Source organism: Sphingobium sp. B8D3B, assembly GCF_025961875.1.
Taxonomy (GTDB): Bacteria; Pseudomonadota; Alphaproteobacteria; order Sphingomonadales; family Sphingomonadaceae; genus Sphingobium.
The window spans coordinates 2,163,296-2,186,829 of sequence record NZ_JAOQON010000001.1; the positions used below are offsets into that span (position 1 = coordinate 2,163,296).

The 23,534-nt window shown below is 64.3% G+C and carries 28 protein-coding genes and 1 riboswitch; of the genes, 14 read left to right on the plus strand and 14 right to left on the minus strand.

Annotated features, from left to right (window positions below):
- Window positions 1-4: 4 nt before the first annotated feature.
- On the minus strand, window positions 5-1,507 hold the full coding sequence (locus M2343_RS10150; RefSeq protein ID WP_264576546.1) for a replicative DNA helicase: 1,503 nt from the start codon (window positions 1,505-1,507) through the stop codon (window positions 5-7).
- Between the two features lie 160 nt (window positions 1,508-1,667).
- Here M2343_RS10150 and M2343_RS10155 point away from each other — a divergent pair, with 160 nt between their 5' ends.
- Window positions 1,668-1,967, plus strand: a complete 300-nt coding sequence (locus M2343_RS10155; RefSeq protein ID WP_264576547.1) for a GIY-YIG nuclease family protein — start codon at window positions 1,668-1,670, stop codon at window positions 1,965-1,967.
- A gap of 78 nt (window positions 1,968-2,045) precedes the next feature.
- Here the strand turns inward: M2343_RS10155 and bcp are convergent, their stop codons facing one another.
- Together bcp and M2343_RS10165 are read right to left on the minus strand one after the other, a co-directional pair.
- Window positions 2,046-2,510, minus strand: coding sequence for a thioredoxin-dependent thiol peroxidase (gene bcp, locus M2343_RS10160; protein WP_264577539.1), 465 nt, complete (start codon window positions 2,508-2,510; stop codon window positions 2,046-2,048).
- Entirely contained in the window at window positions 2,510-5,227 is a 2,718-nt protein-coding gene (locus tag M2343_RS10165; protein ID WP_264576548.1) for a bifunctional [glutamine synthetase] adenylyltransferase/[glutamine synthetase]-adenylyl-L-tyrosine phosphorylase, read from the minus strand. Before M2343_RS10165 ends, bcp begins: the two co-directional genes overlap by 1 nt.
- Before the next feature lie 128 nt (window positions 5,228-5,355).
- On the opposite strand from M2343_RS10165, the gene M2343_RS10170 reads away from it, so the two are divergent.
- On the plus strand, window positions 5,356-6,144 hold the full coding sequence (locus M2343_RS10170; RefSeq protein ID WP_264576549.1) for an ArsR/SmtB family transcription factor: 789 nt from the start codon (window positions 5,356-5,358) through the stop codon (window positions 6,142-6,144).
- Here M2343_RS10170 and M2343_RS10175 read toward each other — a convergent pair.
- Genes M2343_RS10175 through tgt form a run of 3 tightly spaced genes read right to left on the minus strand, consistent with a single transcriptional unit; the run spans window position 6,141 to window position 9,035 of the window.
- Complete coding sequence (locus M2343_RS10175) at window positions 6,141-6,689, minus strand: pseudouridine synthase (protein WP_264576550.1); 549 nt, start codon at window positions 6,687-6,689, stop codon at window positions 6,141-6,143. The genes M2343_RS10170 and M2343_RS10175 overlap by 4 nt on opposite strands.
- 7 nt (window positions 6,690-6,696) lie before the next feature.
- Window positions 6,697-7,839: a cupin domain-containing protein gene (locus M2343_RS10180; RefSeq protein ID WP_264576551.1), complete on the minus strand. Its 1,143-nt coding sequence runs from the start codon at window positions 7,837-7,839 to the stop codon at window positions 6,697-6,699.
- Between the two features lie 8 nt (window positions 7,840-7,847).
- Complete coding sequence (tgt, locus tag M2343_RS10185) at window positions 7,848-9,035, minus strand: tRNA guanosine(34) transglycosylase Tgt (protein ID WP_264576552.1); 1,188 nt, start codon at window positions 9,033-9,035, stop codon at window positions 7,848-7,850.
- Window positions 9,036-9,484: 449 nt separating this feature from the next.
- Between tgt and M2343_RS10190 the strand changes: the two genes are divergently transcribed.
- The 7 genes from M2343_RS10190 to M2343_RS10215 all read left to right on the plus strand — a co-directional run bounded on the left by M2343_RS10190 (window position 9,485) and on the right by M2343_RS10215 (window position 15,056).
- Window positions 9,485-9,877: a hypothetical protein gene (locus M2343_RS10190; RefSeq protein WP_264572030.1), complete on the plus strand. Its 393-nt coding sequence runs from the start codon at window positions 9,485-9,487 to the stop codon at window positions 9,875-9,877.
- Between the two features lie 139 nt (window positions 9,878-10,016).
- Window positions 10,017-10,907: a MipA/OmpV family protein gene (locus M2343_RS10195; protein WP_181558713.1), complete on the plus strand. Its 891-nt coding sequence runs from the start codon at window positions 10,017-10,019 to the stop codon at window positions 10,905-10,907.
- A 33-nt stretch (window positions 10,908-10,940) separates the two neighbouring features.
- Window positions 10,941-11,480, plus strand: coding sequence for a hypothetical protein (locus tag M2343_RS10200; RefSeq protein WP_264576553.1), 540 nt, complete (start codon window positions 10,941-10,943; stop codon window positions 11,478-11,480).
- A 4-nt stretch (window positions 11,481-11,484) separates the two neighbouring features.
- A riboswitch (TPP riboswitch) is annotated at window positions 11,485-11,595 on the plus strand.
- 58 nt (window positions 11,596-11,653) lie between these two features.
- Window positions 11,654-12,064: a DUF2065 domain-containing protein gene (locus M2343_RS10205; RefSeq protein ID WP_264576554.1), complete on the plus strand. Its 411-nt coding sequence runs from the start codon at window positions 11,654-11,656 to the stop codon at window positions 12,062-12,064.
- A gap of 29 nt (window positions 12,065-12,093) precedes the next feature.
- Entirely contained in the window at window positions 12,094-13,989 is a 1,896-nt protein-coding gene (gene thiC / locus M2343_RS10210; RefSeq protein WP_264576555.1) for a phosphomethylpyrimidine synthase ThiC, read from the plus strand.
- Window positions 13,990-14,082: 93 nt separating this feature from the next.
- Complete coding sequence (locus M2343_RS16720; protein WP_413716016.1) at window positions 14,083-14,349, plus strand: DUF4062 domain-containing protein; 267 nt, start codon at window positions 14,083-14,085, stop codon at window positions 14,347-14,349.
- Complete coding sequence (locus M2343_RS10215) at window positions 14,334-15,056, plus strand: hypothetical protein (protein ID WP_264576556.1); 723 nt, start codon at window positions 14,334-14,336, stop codon at window positions 15,054-15,056. Before M2343_RS16720 ends, M2343_RS10215 begins: the two co-directional genes overlap by 16 nt.
- Window positions 15,057-15,067: 11 nt before the next feature.
- Here M2343_RS10215 and M2343_RS10220 read toward each other — a convergent pair whose 3' ends face one another.
- Together M2343_RS10220 and M2343_RS10225 are read right to left on the minus strand one after the other, a co-directional pair.
- The gene (locus tag M2343_RS10220; protein ID WP_264574446.1) at window positions 15,068-15,334 is read right to left on the minus strand and encodes a Txe/YoeB family addiction module toxin; all 267 of its coding nucleotides are present in this window, start codon (window positions 15,332-15,334) and stop codon (window positions 15,068-15,070) included.
- Window positions 15,331-15,591, minus strand: a complete 261-nt coding sequence (locus tag M2343_RS10225; protein ID WP_264576557.1) for a type II toxin-antitoxin system Phd/YefM family antitoxin — start codon at window positions 15,589-15,591, stop codon at window positions 15,331-15,333. Before M2343_RS10225 ends, M2343_RS10220 begins: the two co-directional genes overlap by 4 nt.
- Window positions 15,592-15,654: 63 nt before the next feature.
- Here M2343_RS10225 and M2343_RS10230 point away from each other — a divergent pair, with 63 nt between their 5' ends.
- On the plus strand, window positions 15,655-16,044 hold the full coding sequence (locus M2343_RS10230; protein ID WP_264577540.1) for a nuclear transport factor 2 family protein: 390 nt from the start codon (window positions 15,655-15,657) through the stop codon (window positions 16,042-16,044).
- 99 nt (window positions 16,045-16,143) lie between these two features.
- Complete coding sequence (locus M2343_RS10235; protein ID WP_264576558.1) at window positions 16,144-16,386, plus strand: hypothetical protein; 243 nt, start codon at window positions 16,144-16,146, stop codon at window positions 16,384-16,386.
- Here the strand turns inward: M2343_RS10235 and M2343_RS10240 are convergent.
- The 4 genes from M2343_RS10240 to M2343_RS10255 all read right to left on the minus strand — a co-directional run bounded on the left by M2343_RS10240 (window position 16,383) and on the right by M2343_RS10255 (window position 18,187).
- Window positions 16,383-16,799 carry a DoxX family protein gene (locus tag M2343_RS10240; RefSeq protein ID WP_264576559.1) on the minus strand — a complete coding sequence of 139 codons (417 nt, stop codon included), beginning with the start codon at window positions 16,797-16,799 and terminating at the stop codon, window positions 16,383-16,385. The two genes, M2343_RS10235 and M2343_RS10240, sit on opposite strands and share 4 nt — an antisense overlap.
- 13 nt (window positions 16,800-16,812) lie before the next feature.
- On the minus strand, window positions 16,813-16,947 hold the full coding sequence (locus M2343_RS10245) for a hypothetical protein (protein ID WP_264572020.1): 135 nt from the start codon (window positions 16,945-16,947) through the stop codon (window positions 16,813-16,815).
- Between the two features lie 104 nt (window positions 16,948-17,051).
- The gene (locus tag M2343_RS10250) at window positions 17,052-17,306 is read right to left on the minus strand and encodes a DUF2061 domain-containing protein (RefSeq protein WP_264576560.1); all 255 of its coding nucleotides are present in this window, start codon (window positions 17,304-17,306) and stop codon (window positions 17,052-17,054) included.
- A 95-nt stretch (window positions 17,307-17,401) separates the two neighbouring features.
- The gene (locus M2343_RS10255; RefSeq protein WP_264576561.1) at window positions 17,402-18,187 is read right to left on the minus strand and encodes a DUF2726 domain-containing protein; all 786 of its coding nucleotides are present in this window, start codon (window positions 18,185-18,187) and stop codon (window positions 17,402-17,404) included.
- A gap of 159 nt (window positions 18,188-18,346) precedes the next feature.
- Here M2343_RS10255 and M2343_RS10260 point away from each other — a divergent pair, with 159 nt between their 5' ends.
- Window positions 18,347-18,802 carry a COG3650 family protein gene (locus M2343_RS10260; protein WP_264576562.1) on the plus strand — a complete coding sequence of 152 codons (456 nt, stop codon included), beginning with the start codon at window positions 18,347-18,349 and terminating at the stop codon, window positions 18,800-18,802.
- Window positions 18,803-18,816: 14 nt separating this feature from the next.
- Here the strand turns inward: M2343_RS10260 and M2343_RS10265 are convergent, their stop codons facing one another.
- Entirely contained in the window at window positions 18,817-19,599 is a 783-nt protein-coding gene (locus M2343_RS10265; RefSeq protein WP_264576563.1) for a transglutaminase-like domain-containing protein, read from the minus strand.
- Window positions 19,600-19,738: 139 nt separating this feature from the next.
- Between M2343_RS10265 and M2343_RS10270 the strand changes: the two genes are divergently transcribed.
- Together M2343_RS10270 and M2343_RS10275 are read left to right on the plus strand one after the other, a co-directional pair.
- Entirely contained in the window at window positions 19,739-21,307 is a 1,569-nt protein-coding gene (locus tag M2343_RS10270) for a hypothetical protein (protein WP_264576564.1), read from the plus strand.
- Window positions 21,308-21,781: 474 nt separating this feature from the next.
- The gene (locus tag M2343_RS10275; protein ID WP_264576565.1) at window positions 21,782-22,474 is read left to right on the plus strand and encodes a PEPxxWA-CTERM sorting domain-containing protein; all 693 of its coding nucleotides are present in this window, start codon (window positions 21,782-21,784) and stop codon (window positions 22,472-22,474) included.
- An 88-nt stretch (window positions 22,475-22,562) separates the two neighbouring features.
- Here the strand turns inward: M2343_RS10275 and M2343_RS10280 are convergent, their stop codons facing one another.
- Window positions 22,563-23,432, minus strand: a complete 870-nt coding sequence (locus tag M2343_RS10280; protein WP_264576566.1) for a 3-hydroxybutyryl-CoA dehydrogenase — start codon at window positions 23,430-23,432, stop codon at window positions 22,563-22,565.
- Window positions 23,433-23,534 lie beyond the last annotated feature (102 nt).

Sequence of the window (23,534 nt, forward strand, 5' to 3'; positions counted from 1 at the left end):
CACCTCACTCATAACCATCATCCGCCCCGGCATAGCTATCGTCCGCCAGATCGGTGAACCGCGTGATCTTGGAATCGAAGTAGAGCCGCACCTTGCCGGTGGCGCCGTGGCGCTGCTTGGCGACGATCAGCTCGGAATGGCCGGTGATCCGGTCCATCTTCTCGCGCCAGGCGGCATAAGCGCCCTCGTCCTCGATCTTGGGCTCCTTGCTCATCTCGTAATAGTCCTCGCGATAGAGGAACCACACCATGTCGGCGTCCTGCTCAATCGAGCCGGATTCGCGCAGGTCCGAGAGTTGCGGGCGCTTGTCCTCGCGGCTTTCCACCGCGCGGCTGAGCTGGGAGAGCGCGATCACCGGCACCATCAGCTCTTTGGCGAGCGTCTTCAAACCACGGCTGATCTCGGAAATCTCGTTGACGCGGCTATCGCCGGCCTTGCCCGAGCCTTGCAGCAGCTGGAGATAGTCGACCACGATCATGCCGATATTGTGCCGGCGCTTGAGGCGGCGGGCGCGGGTGCGCATCGCCGCGATGGTGAGGCCAGCGGTATCGTCGATGAACAGCGGCAGATCCTGCAACTCGCGCGAGGCGCGGACGAGGTTCTGGAACTCGCTATGGTTGATCCGCCCCATGCGCAGCTTCTCGCCGCTGATGCCCGACTGCTCGGCGAGAATACGCGTCGCCAGCTGATCGGCGGACATTTCCAGGTTGAAGATGGCAACCGGCGCGCCAATCGACTTTTCCGGCGGGATGCCATCGGCCATGTCGCGCATCCAGCGGCTGGCGGCATTATAGGCGATGTTGGTCGCCAGCGAGCTTTTGCCCATGCCCGGCCGACCGGCAACGATGATGAGGTCCGACGGGTGCAGGCCACCGGTGCGGTTGTTCAGGCCATCCAGGCCCGAGGTGATGCCCGAGACATGGCCCCCGGAATTGAGCGCCTTCTCCGCCATGCCGACCGCAAGCCGCGTCGCCTGCGCGAAGGTCTTCATGCTGCCGGTGTCACCACCCTGCTCGGCCACCGCATAGAGGGCCAGCTCCGCCTGCTCGATCTGCCCCTTAGGGTCGATGGCATCGGAGGTGTCGAGCGCCTTGTCGACCAGCTCCCGCCCGACACCGACCAGCTCGCGCAGCAGCGCCAGATCATAGACCTGCCGGGCAAAATCGCGCGCGCCGATCACCGCCGCGCCGCTGCCGGTGAGCTGCGCAAGATAGGCCGGGCCGCCCAGTTCCTTGAGCGCGGGATCGCTTTCCAGCAGCGGCTTCAGCGTGACCGGATTGGCGACCATGTTGCGATCGACCAGCTTGAGGATCGCCTCATAGATGCGCCCGTGCAGCGGCTCGAAGAAATGCTCGGCGCGCAGCTCCATCTGCACGTCCTCGACGATCCGGTTGTCGATCATCAACGCGCCGATCAGCGCAGCCTCCGCCTCCACATTGCGCGGCATACGGGCTTCAGAGCCGGGCACATCGGGCACCGGGGCAAGACGGATCGTGTTTTCTGACATGGGGGAGGCATTGTCCTCTCTTCCGAGGTGCGGCGCAAGAGCCGAGGAAACGCGCCCTGTGGAACCTGGGGATAACAATGGGGATGGATTTTGGAAGTGGCCACCTCAACTCCGTCACCCCGGGCTTGACCCGGGGTCTCGCTTCTCAGCGCATAAGTCCATGGATCGGGAGCGACAGGGTGGCTGGGTCTACATCATGGCAGATCGCTATCGCGGCACGATGTATGTCGGCGTGACCGCTCATCTCGGCGCGCGCGTTCTTCAGCATCGCAGCGGAACAGGATCGGACTTCTGCGCCCGTTATGGATTAGCCCGAATGGTGTGGGCGGAGCCGGGCGAGGACATCGCCCAATGCATCGCTCACGAAAAACGGCTCAAGCGCTGGCGACGCGAATGGAAGTTCGCGCTGATCGAACGTGATAATCCCGACTGGAATGACAGGTTCGATCTGCTTGTCTGAAGAAGCGGGACCCCGGGTCAAGCCCGGGGTGACGCGAGAAGAGTGGTCGATCTGCCGCGCAATCCGCGGCACAAACCCTCACCCCAGCCCCTTCACCGCCTCCAGAACCTCGGCGGCATGGCCCTTCACCTTCACCTTGGGCCACACGCGCACGATCTTGCCTTCCGCATCGGCCAGGAAGGTCGCGCGCTCGATGCCCATATATTTGCGGCCATAAAGGCTCTTCTCAACCCAGGTGCCGAAGGCCTCGCACACGCTGCCATCGCCATCGGATGCCAGCGTGACGGCGAGGCTGTGCTTGTCGGCGAAGCGCTTGAGCTTGGCCGGCGCGTCCTTGGAGACCGCAATCACCGGCACGCCCAGCGCGCCGAACGCATCGATCAGCCCGGTGAAGTCGATCGCCTCGGTCGTGCAGCCGGGCGTATCGGCCTTGGGGTAGAAATAGACGACCAGCGGCTTGCCACGAAAATCCGCGAGCCGGATCGGCGCCTCGTCCGCACCGGTGAGAGTGACGTCGGGCAGGGTATCGCCTTGGCTCAGCATCATGTCGTTCCTTCCGATGGCGCCGCCTGGCCGGCCAGCGCGTTCCAGCTCATGGCGATGATCTGCCGCGCGGCATCGATTCGGGCAAGCAGCTCGCCCCAGTCGCGGGCCCCGCAGGCCCGTGCGACCAGCCAGCGGCTTTCCTCCACCGGCTCGCTCGATTGCGGCGCGACGAGGCGAGCGACGACCAGATAGCGAGTCAGCAGGTCCGCCGCTTCGCGCAACGCGCCATCCAGCAGCCCGGCGGCGACCAGCCTCTCCAGCGCGATGTTAAGGCTGGGCGAGAAGCCGGTGCGATGGGTGAGCTGGGTTACATGGATGAGGAATTCCAGATCGACGAGGCCGCCCGACATCAGCTTCACGTCGAGTGGCCCGGCCGGCGGCTTGTGGGTGGCGATGTCGCGCCGCATCTTCACCGCCTGCGCGAGCAGTTGCGCGGGGTCGCGCTCCACCATCAGCGTCTCCCGGACGATCTGGTCCAGCGCGGCGCGGGCGCTGGGCGATCCGAACACCGGACGGGCACGGGTAAGCGCCAGATGCTCCCAGGTCCACGCCGCCTCGGCCTGATAGCGCGCAAAGCTCTCGAAGCTGACCGCCAGCGGGCCCTGATTGCCCGAGGGGCGCAGCCGCGTGTCGACCTCATAGAGCGCTCCGGCGGCCGTCGGCACGGAGAGGGCGTTGATCACCCGCTGGGAGAGGCGGTTATAATAGAGCGTCGCGCCCAAGGGCCGGCGCCCGTCCGATTCCGCGTTGAAATCGCCGCTGAACAGGAAGATCAGATCGAGATCGGAGGCGTGGGTGAGCAATCCGCCGCCAAAGCGCCCGAGCGCCAGGATGGCCAACTCGCTGCCCGGCACCCGGCCATGAGTCTGCTCGAACTCCGCCACGGCGGCTGCGGCGAGCACGTCCACCGCCGCCTCCGCCACCCGCGCATAGCCCCGGCCAACCTCAAGTGGATCGACCTCGCGACTGACGATCTGCACCCCCAGCGCAAAGCGCCGCTCGCCCACGACATGGCGGACATGATCGAGCCGGTGCTGGAAGTCGTCGCCGGCATCATGCGTGCGCATCGTCTCGATGAGCGTCGGCACATCGGGCGGCAAATCGAGCGCGCTCTGGTCGATCAGCCCATCGAACAGTGCCGCCCGGCGCCCCAGCGCATCGGCCAGCGTGGGCGCATGGGAGAGGATCGTCACCAGCGTCTCGGCCAGTGCCGGACGCGCGACCAGCAGGCGCAGCAGATTGACCGCCGTCGGCAGGCCCTCGATCACCTGATCCAGCTTGTTGAGCGCAGTCAGCGGCGCCGGCGCACGGGCGATTTGGCGCATCAGGCCGGGCAGCAGCTCCTCCAGCGCCTCGCGCGCCGGGGCGCTGCGCAGCGGGCGCAGGCTGCCGTCGCGCCAGCGGGTGATGCGCGCGACGAACGGCTCGGTCTCCTCGATGCCGATGTCCTCCAGACGCTGCGCCAGTGCGCGCGGCTCATCGGGCAGGCGGTCATCGCCTTCCTCATCCTCGCCGACCAGCCCATCGAAAGTGAGGCCGGTCGCCTCGACATGCGGCCGCAATGCCGCAAGCAGTGCCGCGCCGTCGTCATAGCCGGCCAGCCGCGCGACATTGTCCAACGCGGCCGGGCTTTCGGGCAGCATGTGCGTCTGGCGATCATCGACCATCTGCAGGCGATGCTCGATCGTGCGGAGCATCACATAGGCCGCATCGAGCCGCGCGCGCTCGTCAGGCTGGATCAACCCCGCCTCGCCCAGCACGCGCAGCGCCGCGCGCGTGGCCGGTGCCCGCAGCGCAGGATTGCGCCCGCCCTGAATGAGCTGGTGCGCCTGCGCGAAGAACTCCACCTCGCGGATGCCGCCGCGCCCGCGCTTCAAGTCGAAGCCGGGGCCGAAGCGCTGACCACTGGCGTAGTGCGCGCGGATACGCCGCGAAACATCGCTGATCGCCCGGATCGCACCGAAATCCAGACTGCGCCGCCAGACGAACGGCCGGATCGTGCTGAGGAATTCCTCGCCCAGCGCGATGTCGCCGGCCGCCGCGCGGGCGCGCACGAAAGCGGCCTGCTCCCAACCGACCGCGGCGCTCTCATAATAGCTGATCGCCGCTTCGACCGGCAGGATGATCGGCGAAACCTCGGGCGACGGGCGCAGCCGCAGGTCGACCCGGAAGACATAGCCGTCCCCGGTCCGCTCGGTAAGCAGCGCGACCATCCGCCGCGCCAGCCGCAGCGCTGCCTCCTGTGGTTCTTCCTTGCCGCGCGTCGGGATCGTGTCGGGATCGAAGATCAGGATCGGGTCGATGTCCGAACTGTAATTCAGCTCCCGGCTGCCATGCTTGCCCAGCGCAATCACCGCGATGCCGCGCGGCGCCTCATCCGGATAGCGCTCGGCAAACGCCGCATTCAGCGCCGTTTCGATGGCTTCGTCGGCAAAGTCGGAGAGCCGCCGCGTGACGATATCCAGATCCCAGAGCCCGGCCAGATCGGCAATCGCCGCCACCAGCGCCAGCGCACTGCGCCGCACCCGCAGACGCCGATCCGCCGCCGCATCGGGCTCCAGCGCCCGCCCGGCCTCCCACGCCGCCTCAGCCTGCCCCTCAAGCAGCAGCGCGACCAGTTCGGGATAAACATCGATCTGCCGCGCCAGAAACGGCGAATGCGACCGCGCGCGGTCAACGGCATCGGCAATGGGGGTGGTGGTCAGGCTCTCCATTGCCGCCTCTTAGCGGCAGGAGGGGTGGGCGGAAAGGTCCGTCATGGCTCCGCCGCCACGCCCGCTTCCATCCAACTGCCCGCCGACTGATTGACATGTGACCATATGGTCACTTATCAATCAGGCCCATGGACGCAGTCTTCGATGCTCTTTCCCATCCTGATCGGCGCGCGTTGCTTGACTTGTTGTTTGAGCGCGACGGGCAAAGCGTGAGCGAATTGCAGGCCCGATTTCCCGTCTCCCGCTTTGCCGTGATGAAGCAACTCAAGCTGCTTGCTGCGGCCGGGCTCGTCACAAGCCACAAGAGCGGGCGGGAAAAGCGCCACTATCTCAATCCCGTGCCGATCCGCCTCGTCGCGGATCGCTGGATATCCCGCTACGCGGCACCCTTTGTGGGGGCGCTCGCTGATCTCAAGACACAGGCAGAAAGGACCTCAGCCGTGGCCGATCCAAGGCATGTTTACGAACTCTATGTGCGCGCGCCAGCACAGGCGGTGTGGGACATTCTGACCGATGACGCCAAGACGCCACTCTACCAGCATTTTAACATGACCTCACAGACGGAATGGCGTGTCGGCGGTGCGATTTCCTTCATGATGGACGACCGCCCAGTGATCGTCGGCGAGCTTCTCGCGCTCGAGCCGCCCAAGCGTCTGGTCATGACCTTTCACGCCCGCTGGTCAGCGGAAGTGGCTGCCGACAAGCCATCACGGGTAACTTGGACCATTGAGGATATCCCCGGCGGGGCCTGCAAAATCACCCTGATCCACGATGACTTTGGCGGGGATAGTGCCACGAGCCGTCAGGTCGGGGGTGGTTGGCCGGAAACCCTGTCGCGTCTCAAAACCCTGGTGGAGACCGGCACGCCTTTTGAAATCACCCCGGCTTATGCCCCCGCGGACGGCGACGGCGCCTAAACCGCCACCTCGCGCCACGCCCCCGGCGCCAGGCCGTCCAACGTCCACTGCCCCACTTGCCAGCGCACCAGCCGCAGGGTCGGGTGGCCGACCGCTGCGGTCATGCGGCGCACCTGGCGGTTGCGGCCTTCGCTGATGGTGAGGCGCAGCCAGCAATCGGGCACGCTCTTGCGCACGCGAATTGGGGGATCGCGCTCCCAGAGGTCCGGCGGGGCGATGCGGTCGGCCTGCGCGGGGCGGGTCATGCCATCGTTGAGCATCACGCCACGCCGCAAGCGCTCCAGCGCTGCCTCGTCCGGCTCGCCTTCCACCTGCACCAGATAGGTCTTGGGCGTCTTGTAGCGGGGATCGGAGATGCGCGCCTGCAAGCGGCCATCATCGGTGAGCAGCAGCAGCCCCTCGCTGTCCCGGTCCAGCCGCCCGGCGGGATAGACGCCCGGTACATCGATATAGGCCGAGAGCGTTGGGCGCGGCGACGGAGAGCGTGCATCGGTGAACTGCGGCAACACGCCATAGGGTTTATTGAAGAGGATGAGCCGCGCCATCGTCCGCTTAATCCTCTGGATCGAGGGTGACGCTGCCCTGACTGGCCAGTGCCGCGATCAGCGCCAGCACCGCCGCATCCGGGGTCTCCACCGGCACGTCATCCCCTGCGCAGAGCCGCTCGGCGAAGCGCGCCGCGTCCCCCGTGCAGGCGAACGCCTCGCCATCGACGAACAGCGTCAACGCGTCCGCCCAGTCACGGACGAACACGAAGCGGCTGGCTGGATTGCGGCGCACCGGCAAGCCCTCGTCCAGCGCCTCCTGCACGTCCTCCGCCAGCACCGGCGCTTCAGGCCGCCAGTCTGCCTGCGGATATTTGGGCGTGCTGCTCGCTTGCCCGAACCAGCGCGCGAATCCGGCGCGATCCGCCAGTGCCTGCGTCGCCAGATCATGCAGCCGGGCCAGCGCCGCGGGCGTTATTTCGCCAGGATTGGCCTGGCGCGACAGGCCGGGGTCGGCATAGCGATCATCCTCGGCCAGCCCGTCGGCGACATGCGCGCTCCAGTCCTCGATCAGGTCGCGCTGGGAGGGTGCGCGAAAGCCGATGGAATAGGTCATGCAATCCGGCCCGACCGCCACGCCATCATGAGAGACACCCGGCGGCAGATACAGGATGTCGCCCGGCTCCAGCAGCCATTCCTCGCTCGGCAAAAAGTCCGCGAGCAGGCGCAGGTCGTCGTGGGGGCGCAGTGGGGTCGACTCGTCGCACAGCCCGCCGATCTGCCAGCGCCTTTTGCCCGCGCCCTGGATGAGGAACACGTCATACTGGTCGAAATGCGGCCCGACGCCCCCGCCGTCCGTGGCATAGCTCACCATCACATCGTCCATCCGCCAATTGGGGATGAAGCGGAAGGGCGCCATCAGCGTGGCCACCTCTTCGACATAATGATCGACCGCCTGCACCAGCAGGGTCCACGGCGCCTCGCCGAGGTCGCCAAAGCGCGTCTCGTCCAGCGGGCCATGCTCCACCGCCCAGTCCGTGCCGGCCTGGGTGATCAGCCGCGATTCCACCTCATCCTCGCAGGCCAGGCCGGCGAGATCATCGGGCTCCAGCGGATTAACCCACTCGGCCCACGGATTGCGGATGAGCAGCGGCTTGCGCTGCCAATACTCCCGCAGGAACAGGTCGATATCGAAATCGGCGAGACGCATCGCCGCGCTCAAAACGCCTTGCTCGCATAATCGGCGCGGAAGCGGCCGGCGAACTCGGTAAGCCGCCCGGCGCCGATCGCATCCCTCAGTCCCGCCATCAGCGCCTGATAAAAATGGAGATTGTGCTGCGTCATCAGCATCGCGCCCAGCATCTCCCCGGCCTTGACCAGATGATGCAGATAGGCACGGCTGACGCTGCCGCAGACCGGGCAGGTGCAGCGCGCATCGAGCGGTGTCGGATCCTCGGCAAAGCGCGCATTGCGGATGTTGAGCGGCCCGGCCCAGGTGAAGGCCTGCCCGTTCCGCCCGGAGCGGGTCGGCAGCACGCAATCGAACATATCGATGCCGCGCTCGACCGCGCCGACAATGTCGTCTGGCTTACCCACGCCCATCAGATAGCGCGGCTTCTCCACCGGCAGATGGCCCACGCAATGGTCGAGGCAGGCGAACATCGCCTCCTGCCCCTCGCCCACGGCAAGGCCACCGACGGCATAGCCATCAAAGCCGATCTCAACGAGCGCCTGCGCAGACTGCTTGCGCAGCTCCTCATCGAGCGCGCCCTGCTGGATTCCGAACAGCGCCGCCCGCGCGGCATGGTCTCCGCCCGCATCGAAGCCCGCGCGCGAGCGCGCCGCCCAGCGCATCGAGCGCTCCATGGCCTGCGCCTGCGCATCGCGGCTGGTGGTGGTCGGAACCAGCTCGTCAAAGCACATCACGATATCGCTGCCGAGCAGCCGCTGGATTTCCATCGATCGCTCGGGGCTGAGCATATGGCGCGAGCCATCGATATGGCTGGCAAAGGCGACGCCCTGCTCGGTGACCTTGGTGAGCGCAGACAGGCTCATCACCTGATAGCCGCCGCTATCGGTGAGGATCGGCCGCTCCCAGCCGGAGAGCGCATGCAGCCCGCCCAGCGCCGCCACCCGCTCCGCACCGGGTCGCAGCATCAGGTGATAGGTATTGCCCAGGATGATATCCGCGCCCGCCGCGCGCACTTCCGCCGGACGCATCGCCTTGACGGTCGCCGCCGTGCCGACCGGCATGAAGGCCGGCGTGCGGATCACGCCGCGCTTCATGACGATCTCGCCGGTGCGGGCCTTGCCCTGCGTGGCCTGGACGCTGAAGGCGAACCGCGCCGACTGCGGATCGGCGGGCACGCGGAAGGGCGGGGGAGTATGCGGGGCGCTGTCGCTCATGCCCGCGCCATAGCGCGCCACGGCCGCATTGACACCCCCCGGCGGGCGACGTGTGTCAAGCCAAGAGGATATAACGAACACCCTTCTCCCCTTGAGGGAGAAGGATACGCAGCCTTGCCGCCTTCTGGCGGCTAGGCGGAGTTGGATGAGGGGTGGCGGATCTCTGATCCGCGCGATCCTGGGGATCGCTCACCCCTCTCCCAGCTTCGACTAAGGCAGCAGGCTGCCAAGTCTGCGCATCCCTCTCCCTCAAGGGGAGAGGGCATGAAACCCACCGGCAACCTTCCTTCACCGCCGTTAGATAATCCCGCAAAATTCCATCTGGACCGCCCGCGCACCCGCGCTAAAGTCCGCGCCAGCCGAGGAGCCCACAAGGCCCCGGACCAATCGCCTGCCCCATGCTGCCCGGGGGTGGGCATCATCGGGAGAGATCAGTGGCAGAGTTCGACATGATTGATGCAACGGCCTGGGCGGCGATGCTGCTCGGGGCCTTTACGCTGGCCGCCGCCATCGGCGCGCTGCGCAAGCCTGGCCTGTGGCAGACGATGGTCAAGGAGATCGAGCAATCGCCTGCGCTGCAATTGCTCTGCGGGCTGGTTGAACTGATCCTCGGCGCCGCGGTCTATCTCGCCAATCCATGGATTCCGGCGGATATCCTCACCTGCATCATGAAGGCCATTGGCGGCATCATGATGATCGAGGCGCTGGTCGTGCTCGCCTTCTCGGACCTCTACTTCCACTTCTGGCTGCGCAATCTGGCAAACATGCAGCGCATCTGGGTGGCGCTGACGCTGGTCTGCGGGCTGGCCCTCACCGTGGCGGGACTGATGCGGCTCAACTGACCGCGCGCGGCATGCTGCGTGATGCCGGAAGGACGCAGGCGGACAGGATTGTGGACGGTGAGACGGGCGTGATCGGCGCAGCGGGAGCCTTCTGCCTCCTGCGGCGTTGCACGGATCAGCCTCTTGTCGGAGTTTCAACTTGCGCCCTTTCCCCTCCCTATCCCCTTGTCTTCTCGCCATTCTGGCCGTCGCCCCCGCTTTGTCGGCACCCGCCCTCGGCCAGACCACAACGGCGGCAAGCGAAGCTGCCGAGCAGCGTGAAGCCGCACGCGCCCGCGCGGGGGACCGGCTGACCATCGGCCTGGGCGCCGCAGTGATCCCGGAATATGAGGGCGCCAACGGCACCAGCATCACGCCAGTGCCCGGTGCGGTCGGCAAGCTGGGCGGCCTCAACTTCCTGTATGTCGGAAACCGCGCCAGCATCGATCTGATCAACGATGGCGGCTCGCGCTGGGATTTCCAGCTCGGTCCGGTCGCTACCATCGGCCTCAACCGCACCAATGTCGACAAGATCGACGACGAGCGCATCCGCGCGCTCGGCAAGGTCGGCACCTCGGTCGAGTTGGGCGGCTATGCCGGCATTGCCCGCTGGGGCCTTATCACCAGCAACTATGACCGCCTCTCTGCAACGGTCACCGCGCGTAAGGATGTCGCGGGCGCCCATGGCGGCACGATCATCACGCCGTCGGTCAGCTACATGACGCCGCTGAGCACCAAGAGCCTCGCGGTCGTGTCCTTTAGCGCCAATCATGTCGATGGCGATTATGCCGGCACCTATTTCTCGATTACCCCCGCACAGAGCGCCGCCAGCACCCTGCCCGTCTATACCGCCGGCAGCGGCTGGAAGGACTGGACGCTCGCCGCCGCCGGCAACATCGCCCTGACAGGTGACCTCTCGGGCGGCCTCTCGCTGGTCGGTGGCGTCGCCTATACCCGCCTGCTCGGCGACATCGCCGACAGCCCTGTGGTCCGCCTCGCCGGATCGCGCAACCAGTGGATGTTCGGCGCGGGACTGGCCTACACATTTTGACGAAATGGCGGCGCGCCGGTACGCCGGTGCGCCATGGAACGTTGGACCCAAGCGCTTTTCACGCACTCATCGACCCGAGAGGCTATTCTCGAACACCGTTTTCTTGCGGCAATAGGGAGTCAGCTTTGGGAGGAAGGCGAATTCGACCTCGCTGTCTCGCATAGCGAGGTCGACAATGCCGGGCATGACGTGATCATCGAAGCGCGCGGGGTAGTGAGGCACATTCAGCTCAAGGCGCTCCATGCGGCCGGGCGTGCTCGCCATTTTCCTGTTCAAAAGCGCCTGGAGGATAAACCTTCAGGTTGCGTCGTTCTTATGCGTCATGATCTCAGAACGCTGATGATCACTGGATATGGCTTCTACGGAGGCATGCCCGGCGAAAAAATGCCTAGCTTGGATGGAAAGATCGTCAAGCACAGCAAGGCAGATGCAAAAGGGAACAAAGCCCTACGCCCGGGCTTGCATCTGCTGCCAGTTTCCCGCTTCCAACCGGCCCCGGACGCGCAGTCTCTGACGCGACTGCTCTTCGGCGAGCCCGGTTTACAGCTTGGCCCCGTCGACAAAGCAGGGTAAGGATAGCCCTTCCCCGGGGAGCCTGCTGACTGGCTGAGAGGGATGGGTAGCGCCATCCGACCCGTTGAACCTGAACCGGCTCGTACCGGCGGAGGGAGCGGAGCGTGGCCAGTCTTGCCACCCTCATTCCCTTAGCCACAGGCGCGCCGGCCCTTGAGAGGAGGGTGGCGGCGATGATGACGGGCAGCGTGCTTACCCTGCAACTGGCGCAGGTGCTGGGGCTTTATCTCATTCTCATCGGCCTTGCCGGCCTTTCCGCGCCGCAACGCTGGCGGGCGCTGCTGGATGATTTCGACCGCGCGCCCGGGCTGGTGCTGCTCGCCGGTGCGGTGACCTTCGCCATCGGGGCGGCCCTCGTGCTCGCCCACAGCAGTCTGACCGATCCGCTCGCGACCCTCGTCACGCTGTTTGGCTGGGGTGCGCTCATCAAGGGCGCGCTGCTGATCGCCGTGCCGGGGCCAGTGCTGCGCATCGGCCGCGCGGTCTCCTCCGCGACCGCCACTCGCATCTGGGCGATCGCCGCGATCGTCCTTGGTCTTCTGCTCGGCGTTGCCGGGCTCACCGGCCGTGCCGGTTTCCTCTGATTCCTCCGTTCACAGAAAGGCTCATCCCTATGGCTGACATCCCCGCAAAGGCCGAGATCGGCGTGACCACCGGACCCATTCGTGGCAGCCGCAAGATCCATGTTGGCCCGCACCGCGTGGCGATGCGCGAGATTCACCTCGAGCCCAGCTCCGGCGAGCCGCCGGTGCGCGTGTATGACACCTCCGGCCCCTACACGGATCCGGACGCGCGGATCGACATCATGGCCGGCCTGCCCGCCTTGCGCCGCGACTGGATCCTCGGGCGCGGCGATGTCGAGGCCTATGATGGCCGCGCGGTGAAGCCGGAGGACAACGGCCAGCTCGGCCCGGATCGCTCCGGCGGCGTCCGCCCCTTCCCCAATGTGGTCAAGCGCCCGCTGCGCGCCAAGGCCGGCGCCAATGTCTCCCAGATGCATTATGCCCGGCGCGGAATCATCACGCCCGAGATGGAATATGTTGCCGAGCGCGAAAATCTCGGCCGCGCCCGCCTCGCCGAATATATCCGCGATGGCGAGAGCTTCGGCGCCAGCATCCCCGATTATGTGACGCCCGAGTTCGTGCGCGATGAGGTAGCCCGCGGCCGCGCGATCATCCCCAACAACATCAACCACCCCGAGAGCGAGCCGATGGCGATCGGTCGCAACTTCCTGGTGAAGATCAATGCGAACATCGGCAACAGCGCCGTCGCGTCCGATGTCGCCAATGAGGTGGACAAGATGGTCTGGTCGATCCGCTGGGGCGCGGACACGGTGATGGACCTCTCCACCGGCCGCAACATCCACGATACGCGCGAGTGGATCATCCGCAATTCCCCCGTCCCCATCGGCACCGTGCCCATCTATCAGGCGCTGGAGAAGGTCGGCGGCATTGCCGAGGACCTGACCTGGGAGATTTTCCGCGATACGCTCATCGAACAGGCCGAGCAGGGCGTGGATTATTTCACCATCCACGCCGGCGTGCGCCTGGCCTACATCCCCATGACCGCCAAGCGCGTCACCGGCATCGTCTCGCGCGGCGGATCGATCATGGCGAAATGGTGCCTCGCGCACCACAAGGAGAGCTTCCTCTACGAGCATTTCGACGAGATCACGGAGATCATGAAGGCCTATGACATCGCCTACAGCCTTGGCGATGGCCTGCGCCCCGGCTCCATTGCCGATGCCAATGACGAAGCGCAGTTCTCCGAGCTGTACACGCTGGGCGAGCTGACGCACCGCGCCTGGAAGCAGGATGTGCAGGTGATGATTGAAGGGCCGGGCCATGTGCCCATGCACAAGATCAAGGAGAATATGGACAAGCAGCTGCAGGTCTGCGGCGAGGCGCCTTTCTATACCCTCGGCCCCCTCACCACGGACATCGCGCCGGGCTATGACCACATCACCAGCGGCATCGGCGCCGCGCAGATCGGCTGGTATGGCACGGCGATGCTCTGCTACGTCACGCCCAAGGAACATCTCGGCCTGCCCGACCGCGACGATGTGAAGGTTGGCGTGGTGACCTACAAGCTCGCCGCTCACGCCGCCGATCTTGCCAAGGGCCACCCCGCCGCCAAGGTCCGCGACGATGCACTGAGCCGCGCCCGCTTCGAGTTCCGCTGGCGCGACCAGTTCAACCTCAGCCTCGATCCCGAAACCGCCGAGCAATATCACGACCAGACCTTACCCGCAGAAGGCGCCAAGACCGCGCACTTCTGCTCCATGTGCGGCCCGAAATTCTGCTCGATGAAGATCACGCAGGAAGTGCGCGACTTCGCCGGCAAGCAGAATCAGGGCGTGGAAGGCTTCATCGCGACCGGCCCGACGGGCGCCGAGACAGCGGCGGCGAGCAAGGCGGCAGCGCTTAAGGGCATGGAAGAGATGAGCGCGAAGTTCCGCGAAACGGGGAGCGAGCTGTATATGGGGAGTGGGGGACGGGAGCGGGATTGAGGCGGAGCTTCCTTCATTTCCATCACCCTTGCATGACGGTTCTTCATCAGGCCATAGTCGCCCGCGATATTTTGCCGGCTTGGGGGGAAATAAATGGCGCGACCCAGAGTGTTTGTGAGTAGCACGTACTTCGATCTGAAGAGTGTGCGAGCTGACTTAGAACACTTCATTCGTGAGCGTGGATTTGATCCAGTACTCCATGAGCGTGGCTCCATCCCTTATGGTAATGCTGAAGCGTTAGAGCGATACTGTTATAAAGAAATAGAAACGTGCGACATTTTGATATCTATAATTGGCGGCCGATTTGGCTCGCAATCTGATGATTCATCTATTCTGTTTCTCAGATGGAACTCCGCGTAGCTCTAGAGCAAAACAAGCAAGTTTACATATTCGTTGAGCGAGAAGTTTATCACGAGTACAGAACATTCGAACGAAATCGAGATTCAAAAATTAAGTGGGCTTCTGTCGATAATTCTAGAATATATGAATTTCTCTCTGAAGTTTACGGATTAAAAAATAACAATCCAATTCAGCCGTTTGAAACTTCTTTTGATATCACCGAGAATTTAAAGGAACAGTGGGCAGGGCTTTTCCAGAGACTTCTCACTCAACAGTCTCTTATCGCTCAATCTAGTCTCTTTCATGAGCTTCGGCTTTCTTTGGAAACAGTCCGCTCTTTAACGGATGTTGTAGCTTCTCATGCCGACCGTCGTGATGATGTGGTTGCGGAACTAATATTGACAAGCCATCCCCTCTTCGCGTCGCTACGGCGACTTATGAATGTTCCTTATAGATTTATTTTTGACGACAAAGGAAGTTTCTCTGACTGGATACAAAATAGAGGATTTATTGAGGATCCATTTGAAGATGGTTTGGAATGGTACAAAATAAATAAATCTAACGGTTCGATTGAAACGCTAAAATTGAACCGCAACATATTTGATGAGGCAGGCCGGTTAAAACCCTTTTCCACGGCAGATTGGTCAGACGACTTAGTAACCTTTGAAATTCGGAAATCGAAAAAATCAGCTAATGCTTTTGATGATGATGACGAAATTCCGTTTTAAATTATAGTACTTCAATAATGATACCGACACTGCGCCACCTGCAGCGTCTGGTCCTTCCCACTCCCCGCCACCCGATATACCAGCCGGTGCTCATGGTTGAGCCGCCGCGACCACCAGCCTGACAAATTGCCACCCAACGGCTCGGGCTTGCCGGTGCCCTTGAAGGGATGGCGCCGGCATTCCTCGATCAGCCCGTTGAGCTTCTCGGACATTTTGGGGTCATGGTCCTGCCAATGGCGATAATCTTCCCACGCCGTCGGCCAGAACGTCACGTTCACGGGAGCGGCACGCCCTCGTTATCAACACCGGCACCGCCCGCCTCGAAGCCCCGCACGGCTTCCAGCAAGCGCTCGGCATTTTTGGGCGAACTCAGCAGGTACAGCGTTTCTTCGATCGAGGCCCATTCGCTCGCCGAGATCAATACAGCGCCTTCACCGCGCTGACGCGTGATGGCGAGCGGTGCGCGATCCGCAACGACCTTGTCGATCATCGACTTCAAATTCTCGCGCGCTTCGGAATAGGATACAGCCTGCATATCCTAAATATGGACAGAGATTTGTACAATGTCAATTGCGTCACCATCCCCGGCACGGACCGTATGACCACCCCCGCCGATCTCCCCATCCGGGCCCGCCGGGCCGCTTTCAATCGCGCGATTGCTGATGGCGATGCGCAGGCCATCGGCGCGATCCTGGGCAAGGACTGCGTCATGGTCACTGGCACGGATAGCGCGGTCATCACCGGGCGGGCCGCTCAGCTGAGGGTGTGGCAGCGCGAGTTCGCATCGCCCAGCCGGCTCGTCTATGAGCGTATCCCCACCGCCATCACGCTCTCGCCGGTCGAGCCGATTGCGCTGGAGCAGGGGGAGTGGCGCGGCGTTGGGCGGGAGAGTGGCGCGCTGGCGGCCTCGGGCGTCTACACCGCCAAGTGGCGCGAGGTGGCCGGGCAATGGGTGATCGAGGCGGAGATTTTCGTCACGCTCGCCTGAGCGGGCGTGCGCCGCCCGTGCGCCGCGCACGGCTCTGTCCTCCGCGCCTGCCATGCGCTAGGGGATGGCTCCCCTTCCCCGCAACCCATAGGAGCCGGCATGGCCGATCTGTATCTCAAGGCGCTGGAATCCGAGCGCAAGGCCCTGTGGGCGACCTGCCGCTTGAAAGGCCTGCCGCGCGACACGCCCGAGCGGGAGCGGATCGCGGCGATCGATGCGGACATTGCCGCGCACAAGGCCAAGCAGGCCAGTGGGAGACAGGTTGGTGGGAAGCCAGCCAGTGCCAAGGCCCCCGCCAAATCTGCCGGCGCGAAGAAGGGCGGCGCGGGCAGCGCGCGCTAGGGCTTGCGCGCGGCGCCGGTCCGCCAGGGCCAGTCGGTCACGCCGCTCGCCCACAGCGCCCACCAGATGATCACCGGTTGCAGCGCCAGCCGGGGCGCATGATACCACCAGCCCAGATGCGTGCCGCCGATGGCGATGTCACCCAGCGCATGGTTGAGGTTCGCCGGCCACACGCACAGCGCATAGAGCGCGAGGCCAATGCCCGCCGCACGGCGCAGCGGCGGGATCATGAGACCGAGCGCCCCCGCGATCTCGGCAAGGCCCGTCAGCATCACCACCTGTGCCGGCCAGGGCACCCAGTCCGGCGTGATGGCGATGAAGCCGGCCGGCGTCCGCAGATGCGCAGAACCGGCGACCAGATAGGCCGCCGCCAGCACCCACCGTGCCGCGCGTCGTCGCCAGGAGGTGGGCATCGCGCGCCTGACCTTAGCTGTTCCGCATATTCTCAAGCCCCTTGACCACGCCGGTCTTCTGGCTGGGCTGGGACGCATTCTGCTTGGGCGGCTTTTCCGCCTTCGGCTTGCGGACTTCCTTGTTCGACTTTTTCTGGCCCTTGGCCATTGGCGTTCCTCTCCGGGTCACGAGCGCATCAGCCCGCACCACGCATCCTACGCCTGTCGCCCCGCAAAAGCGCGTTTATTCGCGGATCTCCTTCCGTCGGGCGATCACCCCCAGCGCACCGCCGCCATGCGCGCATCGAACGCCTCGCCCGGAACCGCTGCTGGAGCCGCCGCTGCACGGGCATCGGCCGCCTTCCAGGCTCTCTCATGGAAGAAGAACGCCACCGCATTCACCGCCGGTTCGATGAGCGCGATGCCGCCAGCCATCGCCAGCGATCCGGTGAGCAGATATGCCACCGTGAACCCCACGGTCAGGTGAACGGCCAGATAGGTCAGCGTCTTGGTCAGGTCACGGGGCATGGCAGTCCTCAATATCTTTCCACTGGCCGGGCACGGCAGCGGGGTGGCTGATCATTTATTGAGAACCGTTCGCAAATTCCAATCGATTGATCCGCTTACAGTGATGGATCGGGCGTGCGCTCCACCCCTTTCCTCCCGAATATCACCCGCACCGTATCGGCTTCCTGGGTCTGAGCAGCGGTGGGCGACGTCCTAGAAGAATCGGGCTGCGGGCCATTCGCAGGCACCGCGGCCTTCCGCGGCTTTTGCCCGTCCCGCGCATAGAGCTTGCGGATGATCGCCCGCACATCGGCAGGACTGTCCCCGCTCGTCACCTCCACATAACCGATGCCCGCGCGGCGCAGGGCTTCCTTTTTCACCGCGTCGCGCGCGGCAGCCGCGCCCTGATGGTGGCCCGTGCCCTGAAATTCCACGGCGTGAAGGGGCCGGCAATCCCGGTCGACAATCAGCAGATCGACCCGCTTGGCGTTGATGGCGCGGAACGCCTCATGATCCCGGCTGCCCAGAATCTCGCCGAGCGACACCTGCCCCATCGCCCGCCAGTCCGGCGCATCCTCGGCCAGCGCCCGGTCGATATGAGCGAGCAGTCGGCGCTCCGGCTTGTTGAGGAGGGCGCGGGGGAAGAAGGATGCGTTCATCACCGTGCGGAGCTGGTCGGCCGCGTCCGGTCCATCACGCAGGCCCGCCCGGCGACTATCCTGCACCCCCACGCCTGTATGATATGCCCGCCGCGCATTGCGCTTTTCCCACCATGCGCGGCGCTTGGCACGGCTCGCTTTCTCGAGCGACCGCTCGATCACCATGCCGAACAGCGCGCCCGCAAGCAGCAGCATGAAGAGCAGCCACGGCTTGTCGATCAGTGCGAGAATTTCCTCTGGCATCAGCATCACCCGGCAAGTGCGGTCAGCGCAAGTCGCTCCCGACTCGACCTGTCACTAACAGCATGAAGTTAATGGGTGTTTGAACGTGGGCGACGCTCCCACCTCCGCTCGCATCGCAAAGCGCTTGCCCGCAAAGCATAGCGGGCGCAGAGGGGAGGCATGATCGACGCCGTCACCCTCAACATCGTCCGGGCGCTGCCCCTGGCGCTGCTGCTCGCCGGTTGCCAGTCGCATGGCGATGAGCCCAATGTGCCGGGCAATCGCGACGATAATCGCCCTTATTCGGAGATTGCGGCGAACGAGACCGTGCGCTTCACGGGCACTGAACCGTTCTGGGGCGGTCAGGTCGCCGGCAAGACGCTGGTCTATGAAACGCCCGAGACACCCAAGGGCGAGCGGATCGCGGTGGAGCGGTTCGATGGGCGCGGCGGCCTCTCATGGAGCGGCACGCTGAACGCGGCGCCCTTCACCATGACGCTGACGCCGGGCGATTGTTCGGATGGCATGTCCGACCGCACCTATCCGTTCGTGGCCACGCTCCAGATCGGCGATGCACTGCGCTCGGGCTGTGCCTGGTCCGATGCGCATCCTTTCAAGGGCGATGCGGCGCCCTGAGCCGGACGCCGGCTTTATTGCTCGACCACCTCAACCTCGACCGTCTGACTGTTCATGATGACCGGGCCGAAGGAAGTCAGGAAGGCCACGTCCGCCGCATCGCGGCCGATGCCGATCTTGGCCATCTCCCCTTCCGTGGCCATGCCGGTCGCATCGACCAGATGCCAGCTGCCATCTAGGAAGACCTCGGCGACCGCGTGGAAATCCTGCGGGGTGACATTGGGCGCATAAACGCTGGCAAAGCGGGCGGGGATGCAGGAGGCGCGGGCGAGCGCGATCACCATATGGGCGAAATCGCGGCAGACGCCCTGCCGGCGCACGAAGGTCTGCAGCGCCGTCGTTTCGGGCGTGCTGACGCCGGGGAGATAATGGAAATGTCCGCTGACATAATCCCGGATCGCGGCGATGCGCTGCCCGCCCTGCAGATCGCCGAACGTCTCGCCGACAAAGCTAATGAACTGGCTGCCGGGGCAATAATGGGAATCGAGCAGATACTGCACGGCCTCGCCCGGCAGCATGTGCGGCGGCAGCGCTTCCAGCCCGCTCACATCGGCCAGCAGGCGGTGGATTTCCACCGTCGCATGATAGTCCGCCTTCAGCTGCCCCTGTGCGCGCATCAGCACACGCTCGCCGATATGGTCGTGCGCGGCGACACGAGCGAAATGATCGAGCACGCTCAGGTCCAGCCGGGCATCGGACACCGTCTGCTCGGGCAGATGCGCAGCTTCGATATGGAGGATGAGATCGGTCGGCTGGGGCAGCGCATAATCGATCGCGGCATGGATACGCAGTTTCATCCCCGCGCAACGTGCGGGCGGCATATTGGTGGCGGGGGCTGCTCTAAAAAAGACATCGTGCATCGCGGACAGCCTCATTTCACCCTTGTCGTCCCTTGCGCGCCTGCCTAGCGTCCGGCCGCGGGGGAGATGAATAGCAATGCCGATCAAACTGTTAGCATGGGCCGCACTGTTCTTTGCGACCATGGCACCGCCTGCGCAGGCGGCCTGGCTGGAAGCCTCCAGCGAAAACTTCGTCATCTATGCCGACCAGAAGCCGGAGGAGATCAAGCAATTCTCCGACCAGCTCGAACGCTTCCACCATGCCATGGGCTATGTGCTCTCGGTTGAGATGGAACCGCCCAGCCCGTCCAACCGCGTGAAGGTCTATGTCGTGCGCAGCGACAAGGATGTCCGACGGCTGCAGGGCGGCGACAGCAAATATACCTACGCGTTCTACGTGCCGCGCGCGGGCGACGCCTTCGCCATCGTCCCCCGGGTAAAGACCAGCAACACCACGCTCGATATGCCGATGCTGGCGCTGCTGCACGAATATGCGCATCATTATCTGATCTCGACCAGCAGCTACGGCATGCCGCTCTGGTTCTCGGAAGGCGCCGCCGAGTTCTTTGCCTCTGCCCAGTTTCGCAAGAACGGCAATGTCGGCCTGGGGATGCCCGCCAGGCATCGCGCGGGCGACCTAATGTACGGCGATGTCATCCCGGTCGCGCAAATCCTCAATTCGGGCCATTATCCGAAATCCGCCTCCCAGGGGGCGGCTTTCTATGGGCGCAGCTGGCTGCTTTATCATTACCTCACGTTCAGCAAGGAGCGTCCCGGGCAACTGGCAATCTATCTGCGCCTGCTGCGCAGTGGCAAAAGCCTTACGGACGCGGCGACAGGCGCCTTTGGCGATCTCAATGCCCTGCAGCGGGATCTGGACAAATATCTGGGACAGAGCCGCATGACCTATCTGGAGCTCCCTGCTGCCACACTCAAGCCCGGCCCCGTCTCGGTCCGCGCGCTGAGTGAGGGCGAAGCGGCGGCCATGCCGCTGCGGATCGAGCTCAAGAACCGTCCCTCGCCCGAGGAGCTGGAGACGCTGGTGGCGGACTTGCGCGCTCTTGCGCCGCGCTATCCCAACGATGCGGCGCTGCACGCGACGCTGGCCGAAGCCGAGCTGGAAGCGGGTCACGAGGATGCCGCCCTCGCCGCTGCCAACACCGCGCTCGCGCTCGATGACCGGCAGGTGAGCGCCTATCTGGCGAAAGGAAAGGCGCTGTTCCGCAAGGCGGAATCCGCCCCGGACGCCAGCGCTGCCTATGCCGAAGCGCGCCGCCCATTCATCGAGCTCAACAGGTTCGAGAATAATCATCCCCTGCCCCTGCAATATTTCTACCGCAGCTTCCTCGAACAGGGCCGGCGCCCGACGGAGAATGCGATAGCCGGGCTGGAGCGCGCTGTGGTGCTGGCGCCGTTCGACCAAAATCTCCGTACGATGCTGGTGATGCAGCTGCTGCGGGACCAGCGCTATGATGACGCGCTGATCAACCTCGGCCCGCTGGCGTTCGATCCGCATGGCGGCCCCAGCGCGACGTGGGCACAGGGCCTGCGCGATCGCATCGAGGCGCATGACCGCAGCCAGCCGCTCGATGTGGACGCCCTGCTGCAGGACCTCGCAGCGGCGCAGGCCGAGGATGCCGGTGATGAGGGCGGCGAGGAACGGTAAGGCGCGGGTATCTCCCTCGCGTGGCTCAACAAGGGTGGTGCGCCGAGAAGGTCATGCCACGGCGTAAGCCCCTCCTCTTCAGAGGAGGGGTTGGGGTGGTACAACAACCGCGCGGTCATTCACTCACCCCGCGATGCTGACGCATCGCCACCACCCCCGGCCCCTCCTCTGAAGAGGAGGGGAGGCGTCGAGGCATCCGCAGCTTGATGAATGCTCCATCACGGCGGTCCCTGCCATGCGTTGTTTCCCGATTCGCAGCCTCAAACCACTCGCAAATGTAGCGTCTTATAAACGGTCATCGTAGTTAATGACCCCATTTGGATCATTAACTAATTCTCTTAAAATTTCCCCTCAGAATTCCCTGATTATTTTGCGATAATCGAAGTTAACGCGCGTCCAATCGTAGTTAATGCCATTCTGTATCGAGATGTATTCCTTCACACCGGCTTCAGGACTTTTGAAGGGAACATCGCCGTGAAGAAAACGCTTATCGCTCTCGCTGCCGGTGCAGCCGCTATCGCCTCCGCTACTGCCGCGAACGCGAGCACCTTCGTCATCAACAGCCTCTCGACGCAGTATAGCAGCCCGAGCGGCGAGGTGAGCATTGGTTCGGGCTGGAGCAGCACCTCATACGACGGCTCGTTCTCGCCCCAGAATATCTCCGGCACATGGGACGGCAAGGCGGTCAACTTCCTAGCTTACTGCCTCGAAGTCACCCAGAACTCGAGCACCGGCACGTTCAATGTCGTGTCGCTGAGCAACTATCTCGGTGGCGCGCTCTACAATGATGTCGCCTCGCTGGTCAGCAACTACGCCGGTGGCGACAAGACTCAGTCCGCTGCCCTGCAACTGGCACTCTGGGAGACTCGTTACGAAACGAGCAACTCGAAGAACCTGGGCGCCGGTTACTTCGAGCTCGAATGGGCGAGCCAAGGCGAGTCCACGCTGATCAACACCGCCAATTCCTACCTTGCCAACAAGGGCACGATTAACAGCAATCTGGATTTCTGGGTCGCGACCAACAGCAGCAAGCAGGACCTGCTGTTCTACACCGTCAAGCCCGCCGTGCCGGAGCCGGCCACCTGGGCAATGATGATCATCGGTTTCGCTGCGATCGGCCGCACGCTGCGCGCACGCCGCCCCAATATGGCGATCAGCTTCAGCTAAGCACAGCCTTTACGATGTGGGAGCGGGAGCCTCGTGTCTGCGGACACGGGGCTCCTTGCTGTGCGGCCAGCGCGCGCCGAAAGGCCTTTCACCGCGTCGGCACGGGCTCGTCGCCGGCGTAATCGTAAAAGCCCCTGCCCGTCTTGCGCCCCAGCCAGCCGGCTTCGACATATTTGACGAGCAGCGGCGCGGGCCGGAATTTGGGATCGCCCGTCGTGTCCTGCAGCACCTTGCAGATCTCCAGACAGGTATCGAGGCCCACGAAATCGGCCAGGGTCAGCGGACCCATGGGATGGTTGAGGCCCAGTTTGATCGCGCTATCGATGTCTCTCACGCTGGCAACGCCCTCGCCGAGTGCGAAGATCGCCTCGTTCAGCATCGGCAGCAGGATGCGGTTGACGATGAACCCCGGCGCATCGAACGCATGGACGACCTCCTTGCCCAGCGCCTGCGCATAGGCCTCCACCGCCTGCACCGTCTCCGGCGAGGTGGCGAGGCCGCGAATGACCTCCACCAGCGCCATCACCGGCACGGGATTGAAGAAATGCACGCCGATGAACCGCGCCGGGTCGGGCGCCGCCTGCGCGAGCCGCGTGATCGGAATGGACGAGGTGTTGGTCGCGAGGATCGTATCCGGCGCCAGGACCGCGCCCACCTCCGCGAAGATTGCGCGCTTGATGTCCTCCCGCTCGGTCGCGGCCTCGATTACCAGATCGCACCCGGCGACATCATCGAGCGCCACCACGGGCGTGATCCGTGCCAGCGCCGCCTGCGCATCCGCCTGCTCCAGCTTGCCATTCTCCACAACGCGCGCGAGTCGCTTCTCGATGCCGGCTTTGCCCTTTTCCGCACGCGCGAGATCGATATCGCGCAGCAGCACATCCATGCCGGCCTGAGCGCTCACCTGCGCAATGCCCGCACCCATCTGGCCGGCGCCGATCACAGCGATTCTGCGCATATCTGTGTCCTTTCGATCCACTTGGCCCGGCTTGGTGACCACGGGCTGTCGCAACACATGCAGCTTGGCGCTACACCATTGGCTTCAACTGCATTATGACTG

Excerpts from the sequence above, each read along its gene's own strand:
- M2343_RS10150 (WP_264576546.1), bottom strand. The coding sequence starts at position 1,507 with ATGTCAGAAAACACGATCCGTCTTGCCCCGGTGCCCGATGTGCCCGGC.
- M2343_RS10155 (WP_264576547.1), top strand. The coding sequence starts at position 1,668 with ATGGATCGGGAGCGACAGGGTGGCTGGGTCTACATCATGGCAGATCGC.
- bcp (WP_264577539.1), bottom strand. The coding sequence starts at position 2,510 with ATGCTGAGCCAAGGCGATACCCTGCCCGACGTCACTCTCACCGGTGCG.
- M2343_RS10165 (WP_264576548.1), bottom strand. The coding sequence starts at position 5,227 with ATGGAGAGCCTGACCACCACCCCCATTGCCGATGCCGTTGACCGCGCG.
- M2343_RS10170 (WP_264576549.1), top strand. The coding sequence starts at position 5,356 with ATGGACGCAGTCTTCGATGCTCTTTCCCATCCTGATCGGCGCGCGTTG.
- M2343_RS10175 (WP_264576550.1), bottom strand. The coding sequence starts at position 6,689 with ATGGCGCGGCTCATCCTCTTCAATAAACCCTATGGCGTGTTGCCGCAG.
- M2343_RS10180 (WP_264576551.1), bottom strand. The coding sequence starts at position 7,839 with ATGCGTCTCGCCGATTTCGATATCGACCTGTTCCTGCGGGAGTATTGG.
- tgt (WP_264576552.1), bottom strand. The coding sequence starts at position 9,035 with ATGAGCGACAGCGCCCCGCATACTCCCCCGCCCTTCCGCGTGCCCGCC.
- M2343_RS10190 (WP_264572030.1), top strand. The coding sequence starts at position 9,485 with ATGATTGATGCAACGGCCTGGGCGGCGATGCTGCTCGGGGCCTTTACG.
- M2343_RS10200 (WP_264576553.1), top strand. The coding sequence starts at position 10,941 with ATGGAACGTTGGACCCAAGCGCTTTTCACGCACTCATCGACCCGAGAG.
- M2343_RS10205 (WP_264576554.1), top strand. The coding sequence starts at position 11,654 with ATGATGACGGGCAGCGTGCTTACCCTGCAACTGGCGCAGGTGCTGGGG.
- thiC (WP_264576555.1), top strand. The coding sequence starts at position 12,094 with ATGGCTGACATCCCCGCAAAGGCCGAGATCGGCGTGACCACCGGACCC.
- M2343_RS16720 (WP_413716016.1), top strand. The coding sequence starts at position 14,083 with ATGGCGCGACCCAGAGTGTTTGTGAGTAGCACGTACTTCGATCTGAAG.
- M2343_RS10215 (WP_264576556.1), top strand. The coding sequence starts at position 14,334 with ATGGAACTCCGCGTAGCTCTAGAGCAAAACAAGCAAGTTTACATATTC.
- M2343_RS10225 (WP_264576557.1), bottom strand. The coding sequence starts at position 15,591 with ATGCAGGCTGTATCCTATTCCGAAGCGCGCGAGAATTTGAAGTCGATG.
- M2343_RS10230 (WP_264577540.1), top strand. The coding sequence starts at position 15,655 with ATGACCACCCCCGCCGATCTCCCCATCCGGGCCCGCCGGGCCGCTTTC.
- M2343_RS10235 (WP_264576558.1), top strand. The coding sequence starts at position 16,144 with ATGGCCGATCTGTATCTCAAGGCGCTGGAATCCGAGCGCAAGGCCCTG.
- M2343_RS10240 (WP_264576559.1), bottom strand. The coding sequence starts at position 16,799 with ATGCCCACCTCCTGGCGACGACGCGCGGCACGGTGGGTGCTGGCGGCG.
- M2343_RS10245 (WP_264572020.1), bottom strand. The coding sequence starts at position 16,947 with ATGGCCAAGGGCCAGAAAAAGTCGAACAAGGAAGTCCGCAAGCCGAAG.
- M2343_RS10250 (WP_264576560.1), bottom strand. The coding sequence starts at position 17,306 with ATGCCCCGTGACCTGACCAAGACGCTGACCTATCTGGCCGTTCACCTG.
- M2343_RS10255 (WP_264576561.1), bottom strand. The coding sequence starts at position 18,187 with ATGCCAGAGGAAATTCTCGCACTGATCGACAAGCCGTGGCTGCTCTTC.
- M2343_RS10260 (WP_264576562.1), top strand. The coding sequence starts at position 18,347 with ATGATCGACGCCGTCACCCTCAACATCGTCCGGGCGCTGCCCCTGGCG.
- M2343_RS10265 (WP_264576563.1), bottom strand. The coding sequence starts at position 19,599 with ATGAAACTGCGTATCCATGCCGCGATCGATTATGCGCTGCCCCAGCCG.
- M2343_RS10270 (WP_264576564.1), top strand. The coding sequence starts at position 19,739 with ATGCCGATCAAACTGTTAGCATGGGCCGCACTGTTCTTTGCGACCATG.
- M2343_RS10280 (WP_264576566.1), bottom strand. The coding sequence starts at position 23,432 with ATGCGCAGAATCGCTGTGATCGGCGCCGGCCAGATGGGTGCGGGCATT.